This is a genomic window from Desulfosarcina sp., assembly GCF_055467485.1.
Map to the genome: position 1 here is coordinate 1 of NZ_JBUOIV010000081.1, position 16691 is coordinate 16691.

The window sequence follows — 16691 nt, forward strand, 5'->3', positions numbered from 1 at the left end:
TGTCATGAAAAGGAATCAGAAGGGCTTCACGCTGGTGGAGATCGCCATCGTGCTGGTAATCATCGGACTGCTGATCGGCGGGGTCCTCAAGGGGCAGGCCATGATCCAGAATGCCAAGGTCAAACGGGTGGTCAAATCTGCCGACGAGCTGCGGGCGGCCATCTACACCTATTACGACAAGTTCGGCGCCTATCCCGGCGATGAGAACCTGGCCGCCAGCCCGCCCAGCGATACCAACGACGGAAATGGCAACGGGCTGATTTCCGCCGCATAGGACCCGTTCGTCTTCCAGGACCTGGTGCTTGCCGGCATCATCGACGGGACCTTCGACGGCAGCGCCACCAGCCTTCCCAAGCATGCCTTCGGCGGTGTTTATCGAATCTACTGGGTCAACCCCGGCTCGGGCAACAACCATTACATCCGCTACGACAACCTGCCCTGGGACGTGGCCCTGGAGATCGACACCAAGTATGACGACGGCGTCTACAATACGGGCACCATCCGCGCCAACGAGAACTACACGGCGGCGGGCAGCCCGGTGGCATATTTTTACCTGCCGCTATAGGTTGCCTTAGCCTGCCTGTAATCTTGGAACTCTGCCGACGCCTCCACCAGGAACCATCCCTGTGGGGGCGGTGGTGTCATCTTTCGCCTCCGTAAATCGATGCGACGATCGATCCTTGTGTGGGACGCCATGAAAAACCGCCAAGCCGGCTTCACCATCATCGAGATGGCCATGGTCATGGTCATCATCGGGCTCATCGTGGGCTTCGGCGCCTCGCTTATCGGCCCGCTTTCCATCCGGGCCAAACGGATCGAGTCCACCGAAACGGTGGATGCCGGCGCCCAGGCGGTGGTCGGCTATGCCGCCGCCAACCGGGGGGTGCTGCCCACGGCAGCCCAGTTTCCCGGTGTCATTAAAAAACGCAACGACGCCTGGAGCCGGCCCGTTCAATACATCTATGACGCCGTTCTGGCCGACGGAAACCCGACCACCGGCGACCTGTGCACCCGGCGGACTACCCGGATCACCCTGCGCCAGTGCCCGGATGCCGCCTGCAGCGCCCCGGTTTCCGTGGCCAACCTAGCCTTTGTGGTGTTGAGCGGCGGTGAGAACTTCAACAACCAGACTGCCGGCAGCCTGGGTGTCAACGCGGCCACGGTCATCGACGTTTACCCCATCGGGGTGGGCGACGTGGACGGCTATGCCGCCGACCTCAACCGGGCCGAGCCCTTCGACGACATCCTCCAGTGGGCTACCCTGGACGAACTGCGCGGCAAGATCGGCTGCCGCAGCCCGCAGCTGGCGATAATCAACAACGAACTGCCTCCCGGTCGGACCACCAGCCCCTATTCGGCGGCGGTTTATGTCGACGGCGGGGTTCCCTTTGCCGCCGGCGGGGATTACCTCTGGTGCGTCGAGACGCCCACCGGTGCGGCCCCGGCTGGTTTGAACTTTCGCAACCACACGGACACGGGAGACATCGGATTCGACACGGACGGCTCCGTGCTGGCCGAAAGCAGCGCCGTCTGGACACGCGCCGACCACATTCTGATCAACGGCACACCGACGGTCGCCGGAAGCTTCCTGCTGACCGTCTGGGTCCGCGACAACTCCAATCCGGGCAACGACGCGGCATGCGCCGGCGGCGCCAGCATGGACAACTGTACCCGTCGCTCATATGTGTTGACCGTCAACCCCTGACAGACCATCGGAAAGCACACCCATGGCAACTCCCGGATTCTTTCGAACAGCGACCGGCCAGGCCGGCATGGCCCTGATGCCCATCGTGCTGACCTTCGTGATCGCCGGGGCATTGATCGGTGCCGGGATGCACCTGGTGGGCCCCGCAACCCGGCGGATGCGAACCGAGGCGACCCGCCACCTGCTCGACCGGGCATCCCGTTCCGTCATTGCCTGGAGCGCGTCCAACGGCCGCCTGCCCACGGCCGCGGAATTCGTAACGGCCGCCGGTGTCCGCGACGATCCCTGGCGGCGCGCGCTGGTCTACGTGTACGACGGCAATCTGGCTGCTTTTGCCGGAGGCGGGCTGTGTGGCCGGGAATCGGCGGGGATCGTCGCCAACGGGTCGGCCAATACGGCCTTTCTCATCGTCAGCGGCGGCGAGAATGTCACTGTCGATACCACACCGGGCGTTTCGGGGGCTTATACCGGCAACGCCGCCGTCTCTGTGCTGGACCTGGCCGAGGTCGTATCGCTGGCCGACCTGGGCAGCCGGGCCGGCTGTTTCGACCGTACCGCCGGCCGGCTGGCCATACTCAACAACGAACTCCCCGGAGGCTGCAGCGGCGAGGCATACCGCGGCGACCTGTTTGCCGAGGGCGGCGTCCCGCCCTACAACTGGACGGCAACCAGTCTGCCGGCCTGGATGGGCTTCGCCCCGGCGGGTGTGGCCTGCGACCTGAGCGGCATCCCGACCGCTCCCGGTGCCCACACGCTGGTCGCGATGCTGACCGATTCAGCCGGAAGCGTGGTGCAGCGGCGCTTCGATATCGGTGTGACCGCATGCGCTGCCGGCCCCTCACCAGTCTCCAAATGGGATTTCAACGAGGGTGCCGGCCCCACGGCCGGCGACGGTGCGGGATCCAACAGCGGCATCCTCATCGGGAACACCGCCTGGTCCACCGACACGCCGGACGGCAGCGGGTCCTCACTGAGCTTCGATGGATCCGGCGATTACGTGCGTGTGAGCGACCATTCCAGCCTGCACCTGACCGGCCAACTCACCTTGATGGCCTGGGTGAAAGAGACCGCTGTCGGCCAGTATGCCAAGATCATCTCCCGTCGGACCGGGTATTATTTTTACTTTCTGGGGGTGGACAACGGTCATCCCTATGGCGGCATCGGTGATGATGTCGATTACACGGTCACAGGTAAATCCCTGTTGATGTCCCTCGACCGCTGGAATCACCTGGCCATGGTCTACGACGACGATGTCGACCGCATGTTCCTGCACTTCGACGGTACCGAGCGCGAGACGACGGTGACGCAGAGCCTGCCGGCCCCCGCCGGGGTGGACCTGTCCATCGGCGCCGATTCCGAGGGGACCGCGAGCCACTTCACCGGGGATGTCGATGACGTGGCCATTTACGACAGGGCCCTGAGCGATGCGGAGATCCGTGGCCTGCTGGCCGGGCCTGCTCACCCCAACCGGGTGGTGTCATACGGGTTCAACGGCGCTGCCGACGACGGCGGGGGCGCCGGGCATGACGGTACGCTGGTCGGCGGGATTTACACGGCGGACCGTTTCGGCCTGCCCGATGCTGCCCTGCGCCTGGACGGCAACGACCATGTGCGCGTGGCCGATCATCCCGACCTGCGCCTGACCGGCGGGCTGACCCTGGCTGCCTGGATCCGCGAGCGCACGCCGGGAACTTATGCCAAGATCGTCTCCCGGCGCGCAGGCGACTACTTCTACTTCCTGGGGGTGGACAACGGCCGGCCCTACGGCGGCATCGGCGACGGCAGCAGCTACACGGTGACGCGCAAATCCATCGCCATGATCCCGGACCGCTGGCATTTCGTGGCCTTTGTCTACGACGATGCCGCCGACAGCATGCGCATCTATTTCGATGGCAGCTTGGATGAAACCGCCGTGAGCGTGAGTTTGCCCCTGCTGCCCGGCGTCGACCTGACCATCGGTGCCGACAACGAGGGAAGCCAGCATTTCTTTACCGGATCCATCGACGGCGTGGCCGTCTACGACCGAGCGCTGACGGTGGACCAGATCAGGGAAGGGTACTGAGGGATAGCCTCGAAGCTCGAAGCTCAAAGGGCGAATGGCGAAGCGTTACGCTGGGAGGTGGGTTTGCATAAAGACGCTCCCAACATTGATAAGGAGGTCCTCAGTTCTCGTTTTCCGTCCTCGGTCATCTGACTTCGGTTCTCAGAATTTTCCAATCACATCGTACAACGGCAGGAGGATGGACAGGACGATGAAACCGAAGATGCCGCCCAGCATGATGATGGACATGGGTTCGATGGTGGCGATCATGGTCTGGACGGTGCGCTTGGCCTCCCGGTCGTAGTAGTTGCCCAAGCGTTCGAAGCAGACGTCCAGGGTGCCGGTGGTTTCGCCGTTGCGTATAGCCCCGAGCAGCAGCGGGGGGAAACCGCCGGCGCGGTCGAAGCCGTCTGAGATGGCGTCGCCCCGTTGAACCGCGTCAAAGGCTTTTTTCAGCAGCATCTCAAGGTAGCGGTTGCCCAGCACGTTGGCCGACAGGATCTCGAAGATCCCGTTGATGGACATGCCGGCCTGGTACATGGTGGCAAAGTTGTGGCTCAGCCGTGCCATGGCGATGTTCGAGATCACCCCGCCGACGACCGGCAAGTTGAGAAGTTGCCGGTGAAACAGCACCCCGCCTTTTTTCGTCCGCTGGAGCAGGTAGACGGCCATTCCGGACAGCACCATAGCAGCGGTGATGGCGGTCCACCAGTTTCTGAAGAAGTGGCTCAGGTCCAGGATAAAGCGGGTCATGGTAGGCACCTCGACGCCCATCTGCACCAGCAGGCCGGCGAGTTGGGGCAGCACATATCCCACCCAGACGCCGATCACGGCCACGATGACGAGGATCACGAACGTGGGGTAAATCGCCGCCCGCCTCACCGTCGAGCGGATATCTTCCTTCCACTCCAGAAAGGTGGACAGATCCTTGAGACACTTGGGCAGGACGCCGGTTTCCTCGCCCATGCGGATGATGGCCAGGTCGAGCTTGCCGAAGGCTTTGGGAAACCGGGACATCGCCGTGGTGAAGGTGTTGCCGTTTTCGATGGCGATGCGTATTTCGTCGACGATACGCCGCATCGGCCGTGAGGGCAGTCCGACGGCATTTTCTTCGAGGGCCGACAGCATGGGCAGGCCCAGCTCCAGGGTCTGGTAGAGCCGGTGGTAGAACTCGATGATGTCGCGTTGGCGGATGCGATCTCCGAGGAAGCTTTTGCCCAGAAATCCGTCGGTGTGCAGCTGGCTGGATACCAGGGTGAGTTCCTTGTCCAACAGCTTGCCTTCCAGCTCCCTTTCGCTGGCCGCAATGGTGCTTCCCTTTAACAGGCGGCCGGCGCTGTCTATGGCCTGGTAGCCGAATTTAGGCATCGGCCACCACCCGGTAGACCTCTTCGAAGGAGGTGATGCCGGCGGCCGCTTTTCTCAGGGCCTGCTTGAGCATCAGGCTGGTGCCGGCGTTCACGGCCGCCTCTTCGATGGTGCTGTGCAGGGCCCCGGAGAAGATCAGTGCCTGGATCTCCCGGTCCACGCGGATCACCTCATAAATGCCTGTCCTGCCGCGGTAGCCGGCCTGGTAGCAGGAGTCGCATCCGACGGGGACCACCAGGCGCTCCGGCGGGGTGATACCGTGCTGGCGGAACAAGGCGATCTGCCGTTCAGTCGGTTCGGCGTGTTCGCAGCAGTTGGTGCAGATTTTGCGGATCAGGCGCTGGGCGACGACCAGGCTCAGGGATGAGGCCAGAATGCCCTTGCTCACGCCCAGGTCCAGCAGGCGGTTGATGGCCGACGCGGCGTCGTTGGTGTGCAGGGTTGAAAAAACCAGGTGGCCGGTCATGGATGCCCGCAGGGCCAGGTCGGCCGTTTCCGTGTCCCGGATTTCGCCCACGAGGATGATGTCCGGGTCCTGGCGCATGGCCGATCGCAGGGCGTTGCCGAAGGAGAGTCCCACCTTGGGGTTGACGGCGGTCTGGCGGATGGTCGGGATGACGTATTCGATCGGGTCCTCCACGGTCATCACGTTGATGTTGGGGCCGTTGACCGTCATCAGGGCCGAATAGAGCGTCGTGGTCTTGCCCGACCCGGTCGGGCCGGTGGCCACGACCAGGCCGTAAGGCCGCTTGATATGCGACAGGAAAAGATCGAAATCGGAGTCTTCCAGTCCCAGGCGCCGCAGGTCGCCGACCACCTTGCTATAGACCAGCAGGCGCATGACCGCGGTTTCCCCCAGGTGGGTGGGGAAGGTGGAGACGCGGATGTCGATTTCGCCGACGTCGCCGGTGTACTTGATGCGTCCGTCGTGGGGGATGTTGGGGTTGGAGATGTCCATGTCCGCCATGATCTTGAAGCGGGTGATCAGGCTCTTGTGAAAGCGGATGGGGAAGAGGAACTTCTGCTGGAGTACGCCGTCGATGCGGTAATAGATGCGCGACAGCTTCACGTCGGGCACCACGTGGATGTCGCTGGCGCCCAACACCAGCCCTTTTTCGATCAGGCGGTTCCCCAGCAGGACGATCTGGTTTTCCTCGAATTCGCCGTCGGTCACCGTGGCCCGCGTGATGTGATCGATGTCGACATCGATGGCCAGGGCCGTCTTGTAGTAAAGGTCGATGGCACCCGCCAGCCAGTCTTTGGAGGCGATGTAGGTTTCCACCCGGCAGCCGGTGATGCGTGCCAGCTTATCCTTGGCGACCACGTCAAAGGGGTTGTTGGTGGCGGCCAGGATGGTGTCGTCCCGCTTTTGCAGCGGCATGATTCCGTGGGTGGTGACGAACTCCTGGGGGACCTGGGCGATGAGCCCGGGGTCCACCTTGATGGCATCCGTATCGAGCAGCTTGGCGCCGCTTTGCACCGCCAGGCTCATCTGAAGTTGTTCCTGGGTGACCCAGTCCAGCCGCAGGAGCACGTCGCCGAGCATGATCCCGGTTTTCTTGGATTCCGTGAGGGCCATCTCCAGCTGATCGCGGTCGATGAACCCCAGGTCCATAAGAATGTCGCCGATACGTTTTGCCATCTTACCGCCCTGTTGCCGGTGATTGGGCGGTGTCGAGATACCGCCTGAGGGTCCGGATGCGCTGGGTAATGGTTTCGTGGTCGGTTTCAGATGATTCTGAAGAGATACGCAGAACGGCCTCATACCGCGAAACCGCCTCTGGATAATATCCCAGTGCGTCGCAGGTCACCGCCAGGTTGAACTGAAGCCGAGGGTCGCCAGGCCGCTCCTTTTCGGCTTCGCGATACAGGTCAAGGGCCTCGGGGAGCCGGTTCATCCGGGCAAAGGCCACGGCCCGGTGAAAACGAATTTCCCAGGGGGTCGCGTCCGACAGCGCGCTTGCCCGGTTCAGGTGCTCCAGGGCTTTTTCAGGGGCGCCCATGCCGATTGCCGCCATGGCCATGTTCAACAGCACGCCTTGGGGTCGCGGGGACCACTGTTCCAGCCGCTCGAGAAGGGGGGTGGCCTCGATGTAATTTCCCTGCTGCATGTACGCGGCGGCCAGGTTCAGCATAGCGCCCGGGTGGTTTGAATGAGCCTTGAGGACCTGCCGGTAAAGGCGGATGGCCTCGGCCAGGCGTCCGTTGCGGTGGTAGGCGCGGGCCTTATTGTAAAACAGATCCTCTTCCGCACCGGTCGGGGCGTTTTTGCGGACGGCTGCGCCTGTGCTCACCTTGCCCTTGGTCCGGGATGCTTGATCCGGTGCGGGCGAGGGGAGAGGCTTCACGGATGCCGGAGGTTGCCGGGATGCCGCTGCCCGGCTTTTCTCCGACGGGCCGGTTGGAACCGGACCGGGTTCGAAGGTGCGGAGTCGGGCGCTGGCTTCCCCTTGATCGGTTTGTACCGGCGCTTCAGTGGACGGCGCGGTCCTGGCGGCAGGCTCAACATCAGGTTTGTTTTCAGCCGGTTGCAGCGCCGGAGCGGTCTCTCCGGAGCGGGTGTCCGGCAGGTTGCCGTGGACCGCAGGAGATGGCTGTGCCGGATTGACGCCGGCTGTGGCCAGGCGATTGCCCTCTGTTGGATCCCCGGTTTCCAGGGTTTCGATCTGACGACCTGCCGATGCTGGCCGGGGATGACCATCAGACTGGTTGTGGACATCGGGTATCTTATCGCCGGGATGATCCGCCGGCGGCAGGGAGCGCTCCGGCCGATGCGCCATCGCCGGCAGTGGCCTGCCGGCGCCGGTCTGCAGCAGATGATTCCCGTAAAAGACCGCGAAGGTCAACAGGATCAGCCCTGCCGGAACGACGAGCCAGCGCCTGGTTAGCCAAGGCTGCGCGGAAACCTCAATAAAGCCTTGGGAAACGGGGCCTTCCGTGGCCTCACGCTTTTTTTTCCTCAGGGCATCGTTCATCAGGCTCATGCAAATGACTCCGGTTTCACGCTGTCAGACGGTGACGTGCGTCAGCGCGTCACCACCTGGGCCAGGATATGGCCGCTGCTGTTTATCCGCTCGGCGGTGACGGCTGCATCTTCAACCGATGCAAAAAGACCGGTATAAATTTCATTATCGCCCGCCGGACCCGTTTCCATTAGGCTGTCATAGCCGATTTCTGAAATAAATCTAAGAATTTCGGCATCCGACAGGTTCGGGCGCCCCGGCAGCACCCTGACCGTCCACGGTGTGTGGATGACCCGGGCCTCTTTCAAGCGGTGATCGGTTTTGTATTGGACGGCCTGGTCCCTGTTTTCGAATTTACCGGTGACAACCCGGTACCACTGCCCGCTCTCCACTGCCTGCCAGTGAGCCGGTATGGCTTTCTGGCGGTAATGGGCGATGCTCCGCCTGGCGTGCGCCACGGTGCGAAATGATCCCAACTGGAGGGCATACGTGGCGGGCGGGGCGGGATGGGGCACGCCCAGTTGCTTTTCGGCCATTTCAGGCAGACCGGGGCTGCCTTTTACACGGGCCGTTTCAATCTCTGCCGCCTCTTTGGAGGCCGTTGGCGGCCGCTTGCCGGGGCTCTTCTCGATTGCGGCGGGGCCGGGCTGGATCGGTGTGGCCGGGCTCTGGTCGCCGGGTCGCAGGGCCCAAACGACGGCGGCAAAGAGCACCATCAGCAGCATCGCGGCTGCCGGTAACCCGTAACGCAGGGTGGGGCGGCCTTTCCAGACCCTGCGTATATCCAGGTCCGGCAACTCGGCCAGGGCCCGGTTCACGTGGGCGGGTCCGATGGCCGGCGCATCGTTGACATAGCCGGCGGTGAGGGCAAAATCGCAGATTTTGTTGATCAGCCGCGGGATGCCGCCGGAGGGGTTGTGGATCAGTTGCATGGCGGAATGGGAAAAAGCGACCTGCCCCGTGTTGCCGGCCACGAAGAGCCGCCGGGAGATATAGGCCGCGGTTTCCTGGACGGTCAGCGCATTGAGGCGGCAATGCACGGCGATGCGCTGTCTCAGCTGCCGTAGCCGTTCGTTGGCCAGCATGTCCAGCAGTTCAGGCTGGCCGGACAGGACCACCTGGATGAGTTTGCGCTTGTCCGATTCCAGGTTGGACAGTAACCGAAGGTCTTCCAGGGTCTCCGGGGGCATGGTCTGGGCATCGTCGATGATCACCACGAAGGGACGGTTGGTGCCGTCGGTCAGCAGGCGCTGGGCGAGCTGGTCGATGAGCGCTTTTTTGGTGGTCTGCGGCGGCGGGGTCGCACCCAGGTCTTCGAGGATGCCAGCCAGCAGTTCATGACCGGAAATGGACGGATTGATCACGTAGACGGTTTCGGCGTCGAGGCTCAACCGATCGAGCAGCGTCCGGCACAAGGTGGTCTTGCCGGTGCCCACCTCCCCGGTGAGCAGGACAAAGCCCATGCGGGCGTCGATGGCGTAGTCGATCTTGTCGAGAACCTGCCGATGGCAGCTGGCCGAGAAGAGAAACTCGGGGTCCGGGGTGATGGCGAAGGGGGCTTCGCGAAGCTGGTAGTAGTCCAGGTAGACCCGATCCGGTGGCGTGTCCACCGGGTCGGCGACGACAAGTTTGAACATGGGTTCCGACATCGGAATCCTCGTGGGTTGCGGGTCCGGCGCAAGGGGGCGATCAGGGAAAATAGCGCCTGATCATATCCGGGCTTCTCCACCAATTATCGGTCTGGATGATGAGTTCTTTAATTTGTTTTTCAACATCCTGACGAAGGGCTTCGAAAGCGTCGGGATCGAGCCGGCGGGGGACATGGATGGGCGGGGTAAACCGGATGAAGATCCGCGAGAAGGGTTTGGGTACCATGAAGCGGTCCCAGCTGTTGAAGGTCCAGCGACGCTCGGCAGAGGCGATGACCGGCAGGATGGGGGCGCCGGAGAACTGGGCGATGGTGATCAGGCCGGGCTTGACCACCCCGAAAGGTCCCTGGGGGCCGTCGACGATGTGCCCGACGCGGTATCCCCGGCGGGTCAGGGAGCGGAGTTCCTTGAGCGCGTGGACGCCGCCTCTCGTAGACGATCCGCGCACCGAACGCCACCCCAGAATATCCACCACCCGGGCGATCATCTCACCGTCGCGGCTCTGGCTGATCATGATAGCGATGGGCTTTCTGGTGGCAAAGAAGGTGATGCCCGGGAAAAACCGCTGGTGCCAGGAGGCGTAGACCACGCTGCCGTGGGTGTCGAGCGCTTCTTGTTCGTGGTGCGTATCCACCAGCCGGTAGCGGTAGGTGCGGGAGATGAGCTTGACCAGCGCCAGGCCGGCCCGGGGAAAGAGCTGGCGGTAACAGAAATCCTTGAGGGTGTCCTTGATTCTCATGGAATTGCCGGCCTGAGCGCAAAGACAAAAAATGGCAGGCCAGGAGGGATTCGAACCCCCAACACCCGGATTTGGAGTCCGGTGCTCTACCAATTCGAGCTACTGGCCTGCAACGTGGTTGGAGGCAGGTTATACAACAGATAATTGAAAAAGTCTGCCAAAAAATGATTCGGCGACGGCCCTTTCACCCGTGCGGCCGATCCGGTTCAGTATCTGGGATCGCTAAAAAACTGAATCGCTCAGTTTTGGCTTCAGCGCATGGGTTTTTTGAAAAGCGCCGCGCGGCTGACCCGGACGTGGGGGCGGTCCGCCAGTTCGAACCCGATCTGCCTGCACAGGTTCACCTCCTCATCGAACAGTTTGGGTGAGGTATGAATTCTCGGCTCGACCAGCAGATAGGCTCCGCCCTCCTTTAGGTGTGAATACCAGGTCCGCAAAAAGGCATCTTTTCGGTCGACTTCATGCAGCATCCAGAAGGTGAGAATGAAATCGAGCGGTCCGCGGATGTATTTATTCTCGCTGCCAGCAAGCACGGTCTGGATGCGAGGACCGGCAGCGTGCTTACGGGCGCGCCTGTTCAATACGTCGAGCATCTGCTGCTGCAGGTCCACGGCGAACACCCTGCCCGAATCTCCCACACAGTCGGCCATGGCGATCGAGAAATATCCCATGCCGCAGCCGACGTCGGCCACGTGGTCGCCCTCGGACAGGTAGGGCTTCAAGATGACGCGGGTATCGTGAAGCCACCTGCGCAGCCGGTTGTCCCACGTGTAGGCCAGCCACCAGGGGCAGGTGTGTTCGTCGAACAGCAGGGCTTTTTTCATCCAACGCATGCTGACACCATTGCTCGTGAGATTGCCGGAAATCCACCTAGCGTGTCGTTCCGGATGGCAGGAAGGGCCGGTCCCAACCTAATCGGGATTCGTTTTTCGTCGTTTGCTATTCTATGTCCATCAGCAGGCTTGATTCAAGCCAAATCCGGATGCTTTTTCAAGTTGACGTGGTGTTTCTGCATTCGATTTTTTTCCTGGAGCCGGATGCCAGGCCCGCCGGCACCTGAAAAAATGCTGGATGTGGAGAAAATGACTATTGTAGTTTGTCGGAAAACCGGTATAGCATGGGAGTCATTCCAACCCTGTTTTCTTAGCCTCAGCCAAACGGGACGGAAGATTTCTTAGCGGGTTGTATGCTTCAATTCTCAGGCTCGTGTCCATCCAGACACAGGAAAACCGGCCATCTGTGTGTTGACAACAAAATTACTCCGGTTTGCCGTGGGCCTGACGTGAGGTCTCGCTTTGACCTGGGGCCAATTGCCTGGTGGCCAGTGCCACTTGGAACTTCCTACTAGCAAGGGGGTAGCTGCATGAATATAAGAGCGGGTATATTTGTCGTCGCCGTAATCGCTGACGTTCTACTTCTCGTTGCCGCCGGAGCTTATGCCAAGCCAGCGCCGCTGACTGCAAAGGAGTTGGTCGAGCATGCCTCTCTCAAGGAGCATGTGAAGGAACTCGAGGACGGCGAGATTGTCATGATGAGTCAACCGGAGAGGGAGGCCGCCAACCAGCTCAATGTCCTGATGCTGGTCCTGGTCCCGGCGAAATTGGAAAAGACAGTCGAGACCCTTCAGCACCAGGCCACAGCCCCGGACGGTCCCGGCATCCTGGCGATCGGTGAGATAAAGGCGGCGGCGCCGTCGGAACTGGACAAGGCCTTCACCGGCCTGGCATTCACACCCCAGGAAAAGGGCGAGGCAGAAAAAATGATGGCGGTGGGTGCCGGCGATGCCTTCAACTTCAGCATTGATGAAATTGCGCTGATCCAAGAAAAGGCCAAAAAGGTCAACGATAGGGAAAAGGACGGCGCCGCCATAAATACCATGTCCGGGGCCATCCGCGAGGTGCTGAAAGGACGGTACCTGTCCTACCGGAAAGCGGGGCTCGAGGGACTGGCGCCTTACCAGTTCGGTTCGTCGAAGCAGGTTCACCCATCCGCGGAACTGATTGCCGCCACCGAGGACATGCTCCTCGTCAAGGAGCGGTTCCCGGACTACTACAGCTGCCTGCGCTTTTACCCTGAAAAAAAACCACCGGAACTGGTTCACCAGTTCTACTGGGCCAAGCAGACGGAATCGGACCGCCCCCTGTTCGTCCTCAAACACTGGATACTGGATGTCCAACCCAACTATGCCCTGATCACCGAGAGGCGTTTTTACCTGAACCACTCGCTGAACAGCCTGCAGGTCGTCATCGGCTGCCTGCCCCACGGGGACAGCACCCTGGTGGTGCTCTTGAACCAGGCCTTTACCGAAAAAGTGAACATGGCCATCGGGAAGAACATTGCCAAGGCGATCGGATACCGGGAGGTTGAAAAAAACATTCGCCCCATTTTCGAGAACCTGCGCAAGGCGCTGACGCGCTGACAAACCTTTACATTGCCAGAACCGATTGACGCCAAACAAGAACCGGGAAGTCCGAAAAGCAGCCGGTCGATCCAATTTCAGCAAAAAATCGGAATTGTCGATCTGTCGATAAAATTAAATACATTATCAGGTGGTTATCTTTTCGGCTGGATTGATTGCAACCGGTGTGGCCGATCACGACGTGAAGAAGCGGAACTGCCGGTTCCCACCGTGATTAGCCGGATGCCCGAAACATGCCGTAATTTAACAATAATAATACCTGGCACGGTTTTGGCTCTCTTTCACTCGGCGCACGAAACCAGATCGACACGCAAACCCGCAATCAAAGGAAATCGAACCATGCTGAAAAGGAAACCATATGTCGAGCAGCACAAGACAGCCGCCGAAAGCCAGCTGGCAATGCACGAAGAAACGCTCAAATCGATCGGGATGACCGAGAAACAGATCCAGCGGGATTCACGGGTCAGGCACATCAAGGGAAAGATCCGCCAGGCCAAGCAGCAGCTGGCCGGCATTGCCGAACTGGAGGCGCTGATCGCCCGCAAGGCTGAAATCAAGCTCGAAAAACAGGCCCTCGAAAAAGTGAGCCAGCCCAAGAAACGGCGCGCCCCGGAACCCGAGGCCAAAAAAACCAAGAAAGAAAAAAAAGAGAAAAAGATGGCGGCTTCAGAGGCAGAGGAATAGAACCGGGTTACCCAATCAGGGATCAGGGTTAAGCGCAAGGCTTGACCGCTGTAGCGAGTGCATTCCCCGCGGCTTGCCGCGGGGAATGTTCGATCAGCTGGAGATAACGTCTTCAGATGTCATCCTGAAATGCTTGAGCAGCGGAGAACTCCACTTTTCGGCATGCCAGATCATTATCACGGATGTCTCCAATTCCTGCCCCCGCCACTTCAGCTTCGACAAACGCCCTTCCGCCAGTTCTCTTTGAACGGACACCTCTGGGCAGACCGTAAAGCCAATACCCCGCTGCAGGCATCCCCGCAAACTGTTTGCGCTGGAAAATTCCAGTTTTGCGGGTAGGATATTCAGTTCTTCGAGCGACCGCTCGAAAGCCCGGCGATAACTTCAGTCGGTTTTCGGAAGCAGGATGGTTTGTCCTTTCAAATCGTTCGGTATGACCTTCTTTTGTCTCGACAGCGGGTGCGTGGGGCCGGAAACCAGTATAAGGTTTTCGGTTTTCAGCAGGCGAACGTTGACATCCTTGATGTGAATCGAGTCGGTCATCAAAAACGCCAGGTCGATGCGCCCGGAATTCAATTCCTCCCTGAGCTGCAGGTCTGAACAATTGATAAATTTCAACGTCACCCGCGGGTTGTCATTGTGAAAGCGATCCACGACTTCAGGCATGTAGACGGTCGCCAGGGTTTCCGGAATACGGATGGTCAAGGATCCGCGGACATTTTTAGCACCGGTCATCTCCGAGCGAATTTCATCTGTCATCTCTGCAATGCGGCGGGCGTATTCATACAGTTTCCGTCCGGCATCCGTAATGATGACGCGGCGGCCAATGCGGTCGAACAGCTTTAACTCCAGCTCGTCTTCCAACGAACGGACCTGCGCGGATACTGATGATTGGGCCATGAACAGCTGCTCGGCCGCTTTGGAAAAGCTTAACCGGTCGGCAACAACGCGAAAGGTCCTGAGTTGGCGAAATTCCATATTTACCCTCCTATCGCCGGGAACGATGGGTTGTATCGGAACAAATCGTTGGACACGATTGATCATCCATATTAATCGTTAATTACGAATCGAACAACCATTTTATAAGGGGGACACGATGAAGACGATTACAGCGACTGAGAGACAAACGGCAAGCCATAAGGCGGCCGACTATTTTGGAAACGGGTTCCACTGCGCCGAAGCGGTTGCGGCGGCCGTGCTGGAGGCTGTCGGTGAGGACCCGTCGGAGGCGGCGGCGCACGCAACCGCTTTTGGCGGCGGGTTCGGCCGGACTTTTGAAGAAGCCTGCGGCGCGCTGTCAGGCGCTTTCATTGCAATCGGGCACCTGTATGGAAGACGCCAACCGGGAGGAGGGTGGGACCTTCCGGCCAAGCTTGGCGCCGAAATCCGGCAGCGGTTTTCAGATGATTTCGAAACCACGCACTGTGCAACGCTTCGCCAGCGGTTTGGCCAGGAACTGCAAATGGCTGAATGTCGACAACTGGTCAAAAAGGTCACCGCCACACTGTTGGCCATGTTGACCCACGGCCATGACAACCTGTCGGCATTGCCTTGTGATCGTCCGGTCGGCAACCGCCACATTGAAGCATGAGAAAACGGTTGATCGATATCTCCCGGCAGACACGATGCAGGGCCAGTAAAAGGCCATCCGTAAACCGATGAACGGATCGGAAGTGTTGACAGGCAGTGATTTTAATTTGATGCGGACGATCAAGAAGGAGAAGCCATGGTTGATAGGCTTGAGTTGGACCGGACTCACCATTTTATAATGAGCACGTTCGTCAAAACCGGTCTCGCCCCTCACTACACCGATATTGCACGTGAGTTTGACGCCTATCCGGTCGAAGGCAAACGCAAGCTTCACGCGCTGATGGACGCCAAGCTCGGGTCATGTGGCTGAACCCGGATACCGACGTTATCGTAACCGTTGGGTCTTTTAGCAATCTTCCCGCGCAATATCGCATTACCGTTCACGGCCAATAAAAATGGTTTGCCCCGTGAGGCTTCGATGCCCTGGCAGTTTGCTGGGGCCTTCCCGGGCCAAACCATCCAGGTGGATGCATCTTGCCTGGATGGCGGCGAGCCCATGCGTCTTGGCCTGCGAGATGGCGTTCTGAAAAGCCAGAGTCCTTCGGGGATTGTGGAATGCACCAATGTCCCCCTGGAGGAATGGGCCAGGAACTGGTCTTTTACATGAGGGCGCATGAATCTCTTCCGGTCGGAAGAACATGTGAGAAACTGGTCAGAATACCAAGCCGGGACATTGATTTCCGGCTACTCCCCTCTGTTTCTGTGCACCCGCAGCGTTCCATTTGCCTTGGTGATGCGCCGACTGCTGACCAGTCCTGCAGATAGTTTCGACCGCCGCAGTCAGTAAATACTTGCGACGTGGCTTAAAAATAGCCGAGGCAGATGCATTGAAGTTAAGGGCGTACTTCTTGACTCTCGATGGTCATATGTTCGACCGCTGCTTACGAATTATTTTCGATGATCGAGTCGGTCACCACGATCGGCGTGTCGTCGTGCATGGATATGCCGTCGTAAGCCGGGTACCAGGAGCCACCGAGATTGTTCGTTATGGTGGAATCATCGATGATGATATCGCCCGTATGGTCGTTGGAAACAAAGAAGATGGCCGAGCCGTGTGCATTGACGTCGTTGTATTGGATGCGAGAACCGAGAACGGTCAGCCTCATCGTGTTGCCGTCATTATAGATGGCGCCGCCGCTGCCGCCGCCCGGCGTATCGGGTTGTGCCGGATTGGCGCCGTATCCAAGGGCGCTGTTGTAGGAAAACAGGCTGTTGATGATGGTCCATGAGACGCCGATGCTGCTGATGGCGCCGCCGTTGGATCCACGGTTGCCGTATCCTTCAACACCGCCGAACGTGCAATTGACGATATAGACGGGCAGCCCCTCGTATTGGCTGAACACCCGGACGGCCCCGCCGCCCACATCCGGGCCTTCATTGGCGCAGACATTGTTGAAAAAGCGACAGTTGACGGCCTTGAACCGCCCCCCGCGCACCCAAATGGCCCCACCGCCGTCATATTCGGTTTCAGCGCTGGAATTGCCATTGGCAAAGGTGATGTTCTGTACCGTCAACCGCGGATGATCCTGGTTC

15 protein-coding genes, 1 tRNA gene and 1 pseudogene are annotated in these 16691 nt (G+C 60.0%); 8 read left to right on the plus strand and 9 right to left on the minus strand.

Features of this window, described 5'->3' with window-relative positions; all coding sequences use genetic code 11:
* The 4 genes from ACZCED_RS22910 to ACZCED_RS22925 all read left to right on the plus strand — a co-directional run.
* Positions 1-274 (plus strand): type II secretion system protein (locus ACZCED_RS22910; protein ID WP_464861841.1); only part of this gene is annotated, 274 nt, incomplete at its 5' end.
* A gap of 24 nt (positions 275-298) precedes the next feature.
* A complete protein-coding gene (locus tag ACZCED_RS22915; protein ID WP_464861842.1) occupies positions 299-565 on the plus strand; it encodes a hypothetical protein in 267 nt (88 codons plus the stop codon).
* A gap of 129 nt (positions 566-694) precedes the next feature.
* A complete protein-coding gene (locus tag ACZCED_RS22920; RefSeq protein WP_464861843.1) occupies positions 695-1705 on the plus strand; it encodes a type II secretion system protein in 1011 nt (336 codons plus the stop codon).
* 22 nt (positions 1706-1727) lie between these two features.
* Positions 1728-3767, plus strand: a complete 2040-nt coding sequence (locus tag ACZCED_RS22925) for a LamG domain-containing protein (RefSeq protein WP_464861844.1) — start codon at positions 1728-1730, stop codon at positions 3765-3767.
* 141 nt (positions 3768-3908) lie between these two features.
* On the opposite strand, the gene ACZCED_RS22930 is transcribed toward ACZCED_RS22925, so the two are convergent.
* The 7 genes from ACZCED_RS22930 to ACZCED_RS22960 all read right to left on the minus strand — a co-directional run bounded on the left by ACZCED_RS22930 (position 3909) and on the right by ACZCED_RS22960 (position 11289).
* Positions 3909-5114, minus strand: a complete 1206-nt coding sequence (locus ACZCED_RS22930; RefSeq protein WP_464861845.1) for a type II secretion system F family protein — start codon at positions 5112-5114, stop codon at positions 3909-3911.
* Complete coding sequence (locus ACZCED_RS22935) at positions 5107-6756, minus strand: GspE/PulE family protein (protein ID WP_464861846.1); 1650 nt, start codon at positions 6754-6756, stop codon at positions 5107-5109. The genes ACZCED_RS22930 and ACZCED_RS22935 overlap by 8 nt, the downstream gene beginning before the upstream one ends.
* Position 6757: 1 nt before the next feature.
* Entirely contained in the window at positions 6758-8098 is a 1341-nt protein-coding gene (locus ACZCED_RS22940) for a tetratricopeptide repeat protein (protein WP_464861847.1), read from the minus strand.
* A gap of 41 nt (positions 8099-8139) precedes the next feature.
* Positions 8140-9726, minus strand: coding sequence for an AAA family ATPase (locus ACZCED_RS22945; RefSeq protein ID WP_464861848.1), 1587 nt, complete (start codon positions 9724-9726; stop codon positions 8140-8142).
* A 40-nt stretch (positions 9727-9766) separates the two neighbouring features.
* Positions 9767-10465 (minus strand): lysophospholipid acyltransferase family protein, encoded by a 699-nt coding sequence (locus ACZCED_RS22950; RefSeq protein WP_462970978.1) that lies wholly within the window; start codon positions 10463-10465, stop codon positions 9767-9769.
* Positions 10466-10497: 32 nt separating this feature from the next.
* A tRNA-Trp gene (locus ACZCED_RS22955) sits at positions 10498-10574 on the minus strand.
* A gap of 142 nt (positions 10575-10716) precedes the next feature.
* Entirely contained in the window at positions 10717-11289 is a 573-nt protein-coding gene (locus tag ACZCED_RS22960) for a class I SAM-dependent methyltransferase (RefSeq protein ID WP_464861849.1), read from the minus strand.
* 539 nt (positions 11290-11828) lie between these two features.
* Here ACZCED_RS22960 and ACZCED_RS22965 point away from each other — a divergent pair.
* Both ACZCED_RS22965 and ACZCED_RS22970 read left to right on the plus strand, forming a co-directional pair.
* Positions 11829-12884, plus strand: a complete 1056-nt coding sequence (locus ACZCED_RS22965) for a hypothetical protein (protein WP_464861850.1) — start codon at positions 11829-11831, stop codon at positions 12882-12884.
* A 339-nt stretch (positions 12885-13223) separates the two neighbouring features.
* Entirely contained in the window at positions 13224-13568 is a 345-nt protein-coding gene (locus tag ACZCED_RS22970; RefSeq protein WP_464861851.1) for a hypothetical protein, read from the plus strand.
* A gap of 93 nt (positions 13569-13661) precedes the next feature.
* Here ACZCED_RS22970 and ACZCED_RS22975 read toward each other — a convergent pair.
* Positions 13662-14612, minus strand: a pseudogene (locus ACZCED_RS22975) (LysR family transcriptional regulator).
* A 52-nt stretch (positions 14613-14664) separates the two neighbouring features.
* On the opposite strand from ACZCED_RS22975, the gene ACZCED_RS22980 reads away from it, so the two are divergent.
* Positions 14665-15159, plus strand: a complete 495-nt coding sequence (locus ACZCED_RS22980) for a C-GCAxxG-C-C family protein (RefSeq protein ID WP_464861852.1) — start codon at positions 14665-14667, stop codon at positions 15157-15159.
* 135 nt (positions 15160-15294) lie between these two features.
* Complete coding sequence (locus ACZCED_RS22985; RefSeq protein WP_464861853.1) at positions 15295-15468, plus strand: hypothetical protein; 174 nt, start codon at positions 15295-15297, stop codon at positions 15466-15468.
* A 571-nt stretch (positions 15469-16039) separates the two neighbouring features.
* On the opposite strand, the gene ACZCED_RS22990 is transcribed toward ACZCED_RS22985, so the two are convergent.
* On the minus strand, positions 16040-16691 hold a 652-nt coding region (locus ACZCED_RS22990), incomplete at its 5' end, for a hypothetical protein (protein WP_464861854.1).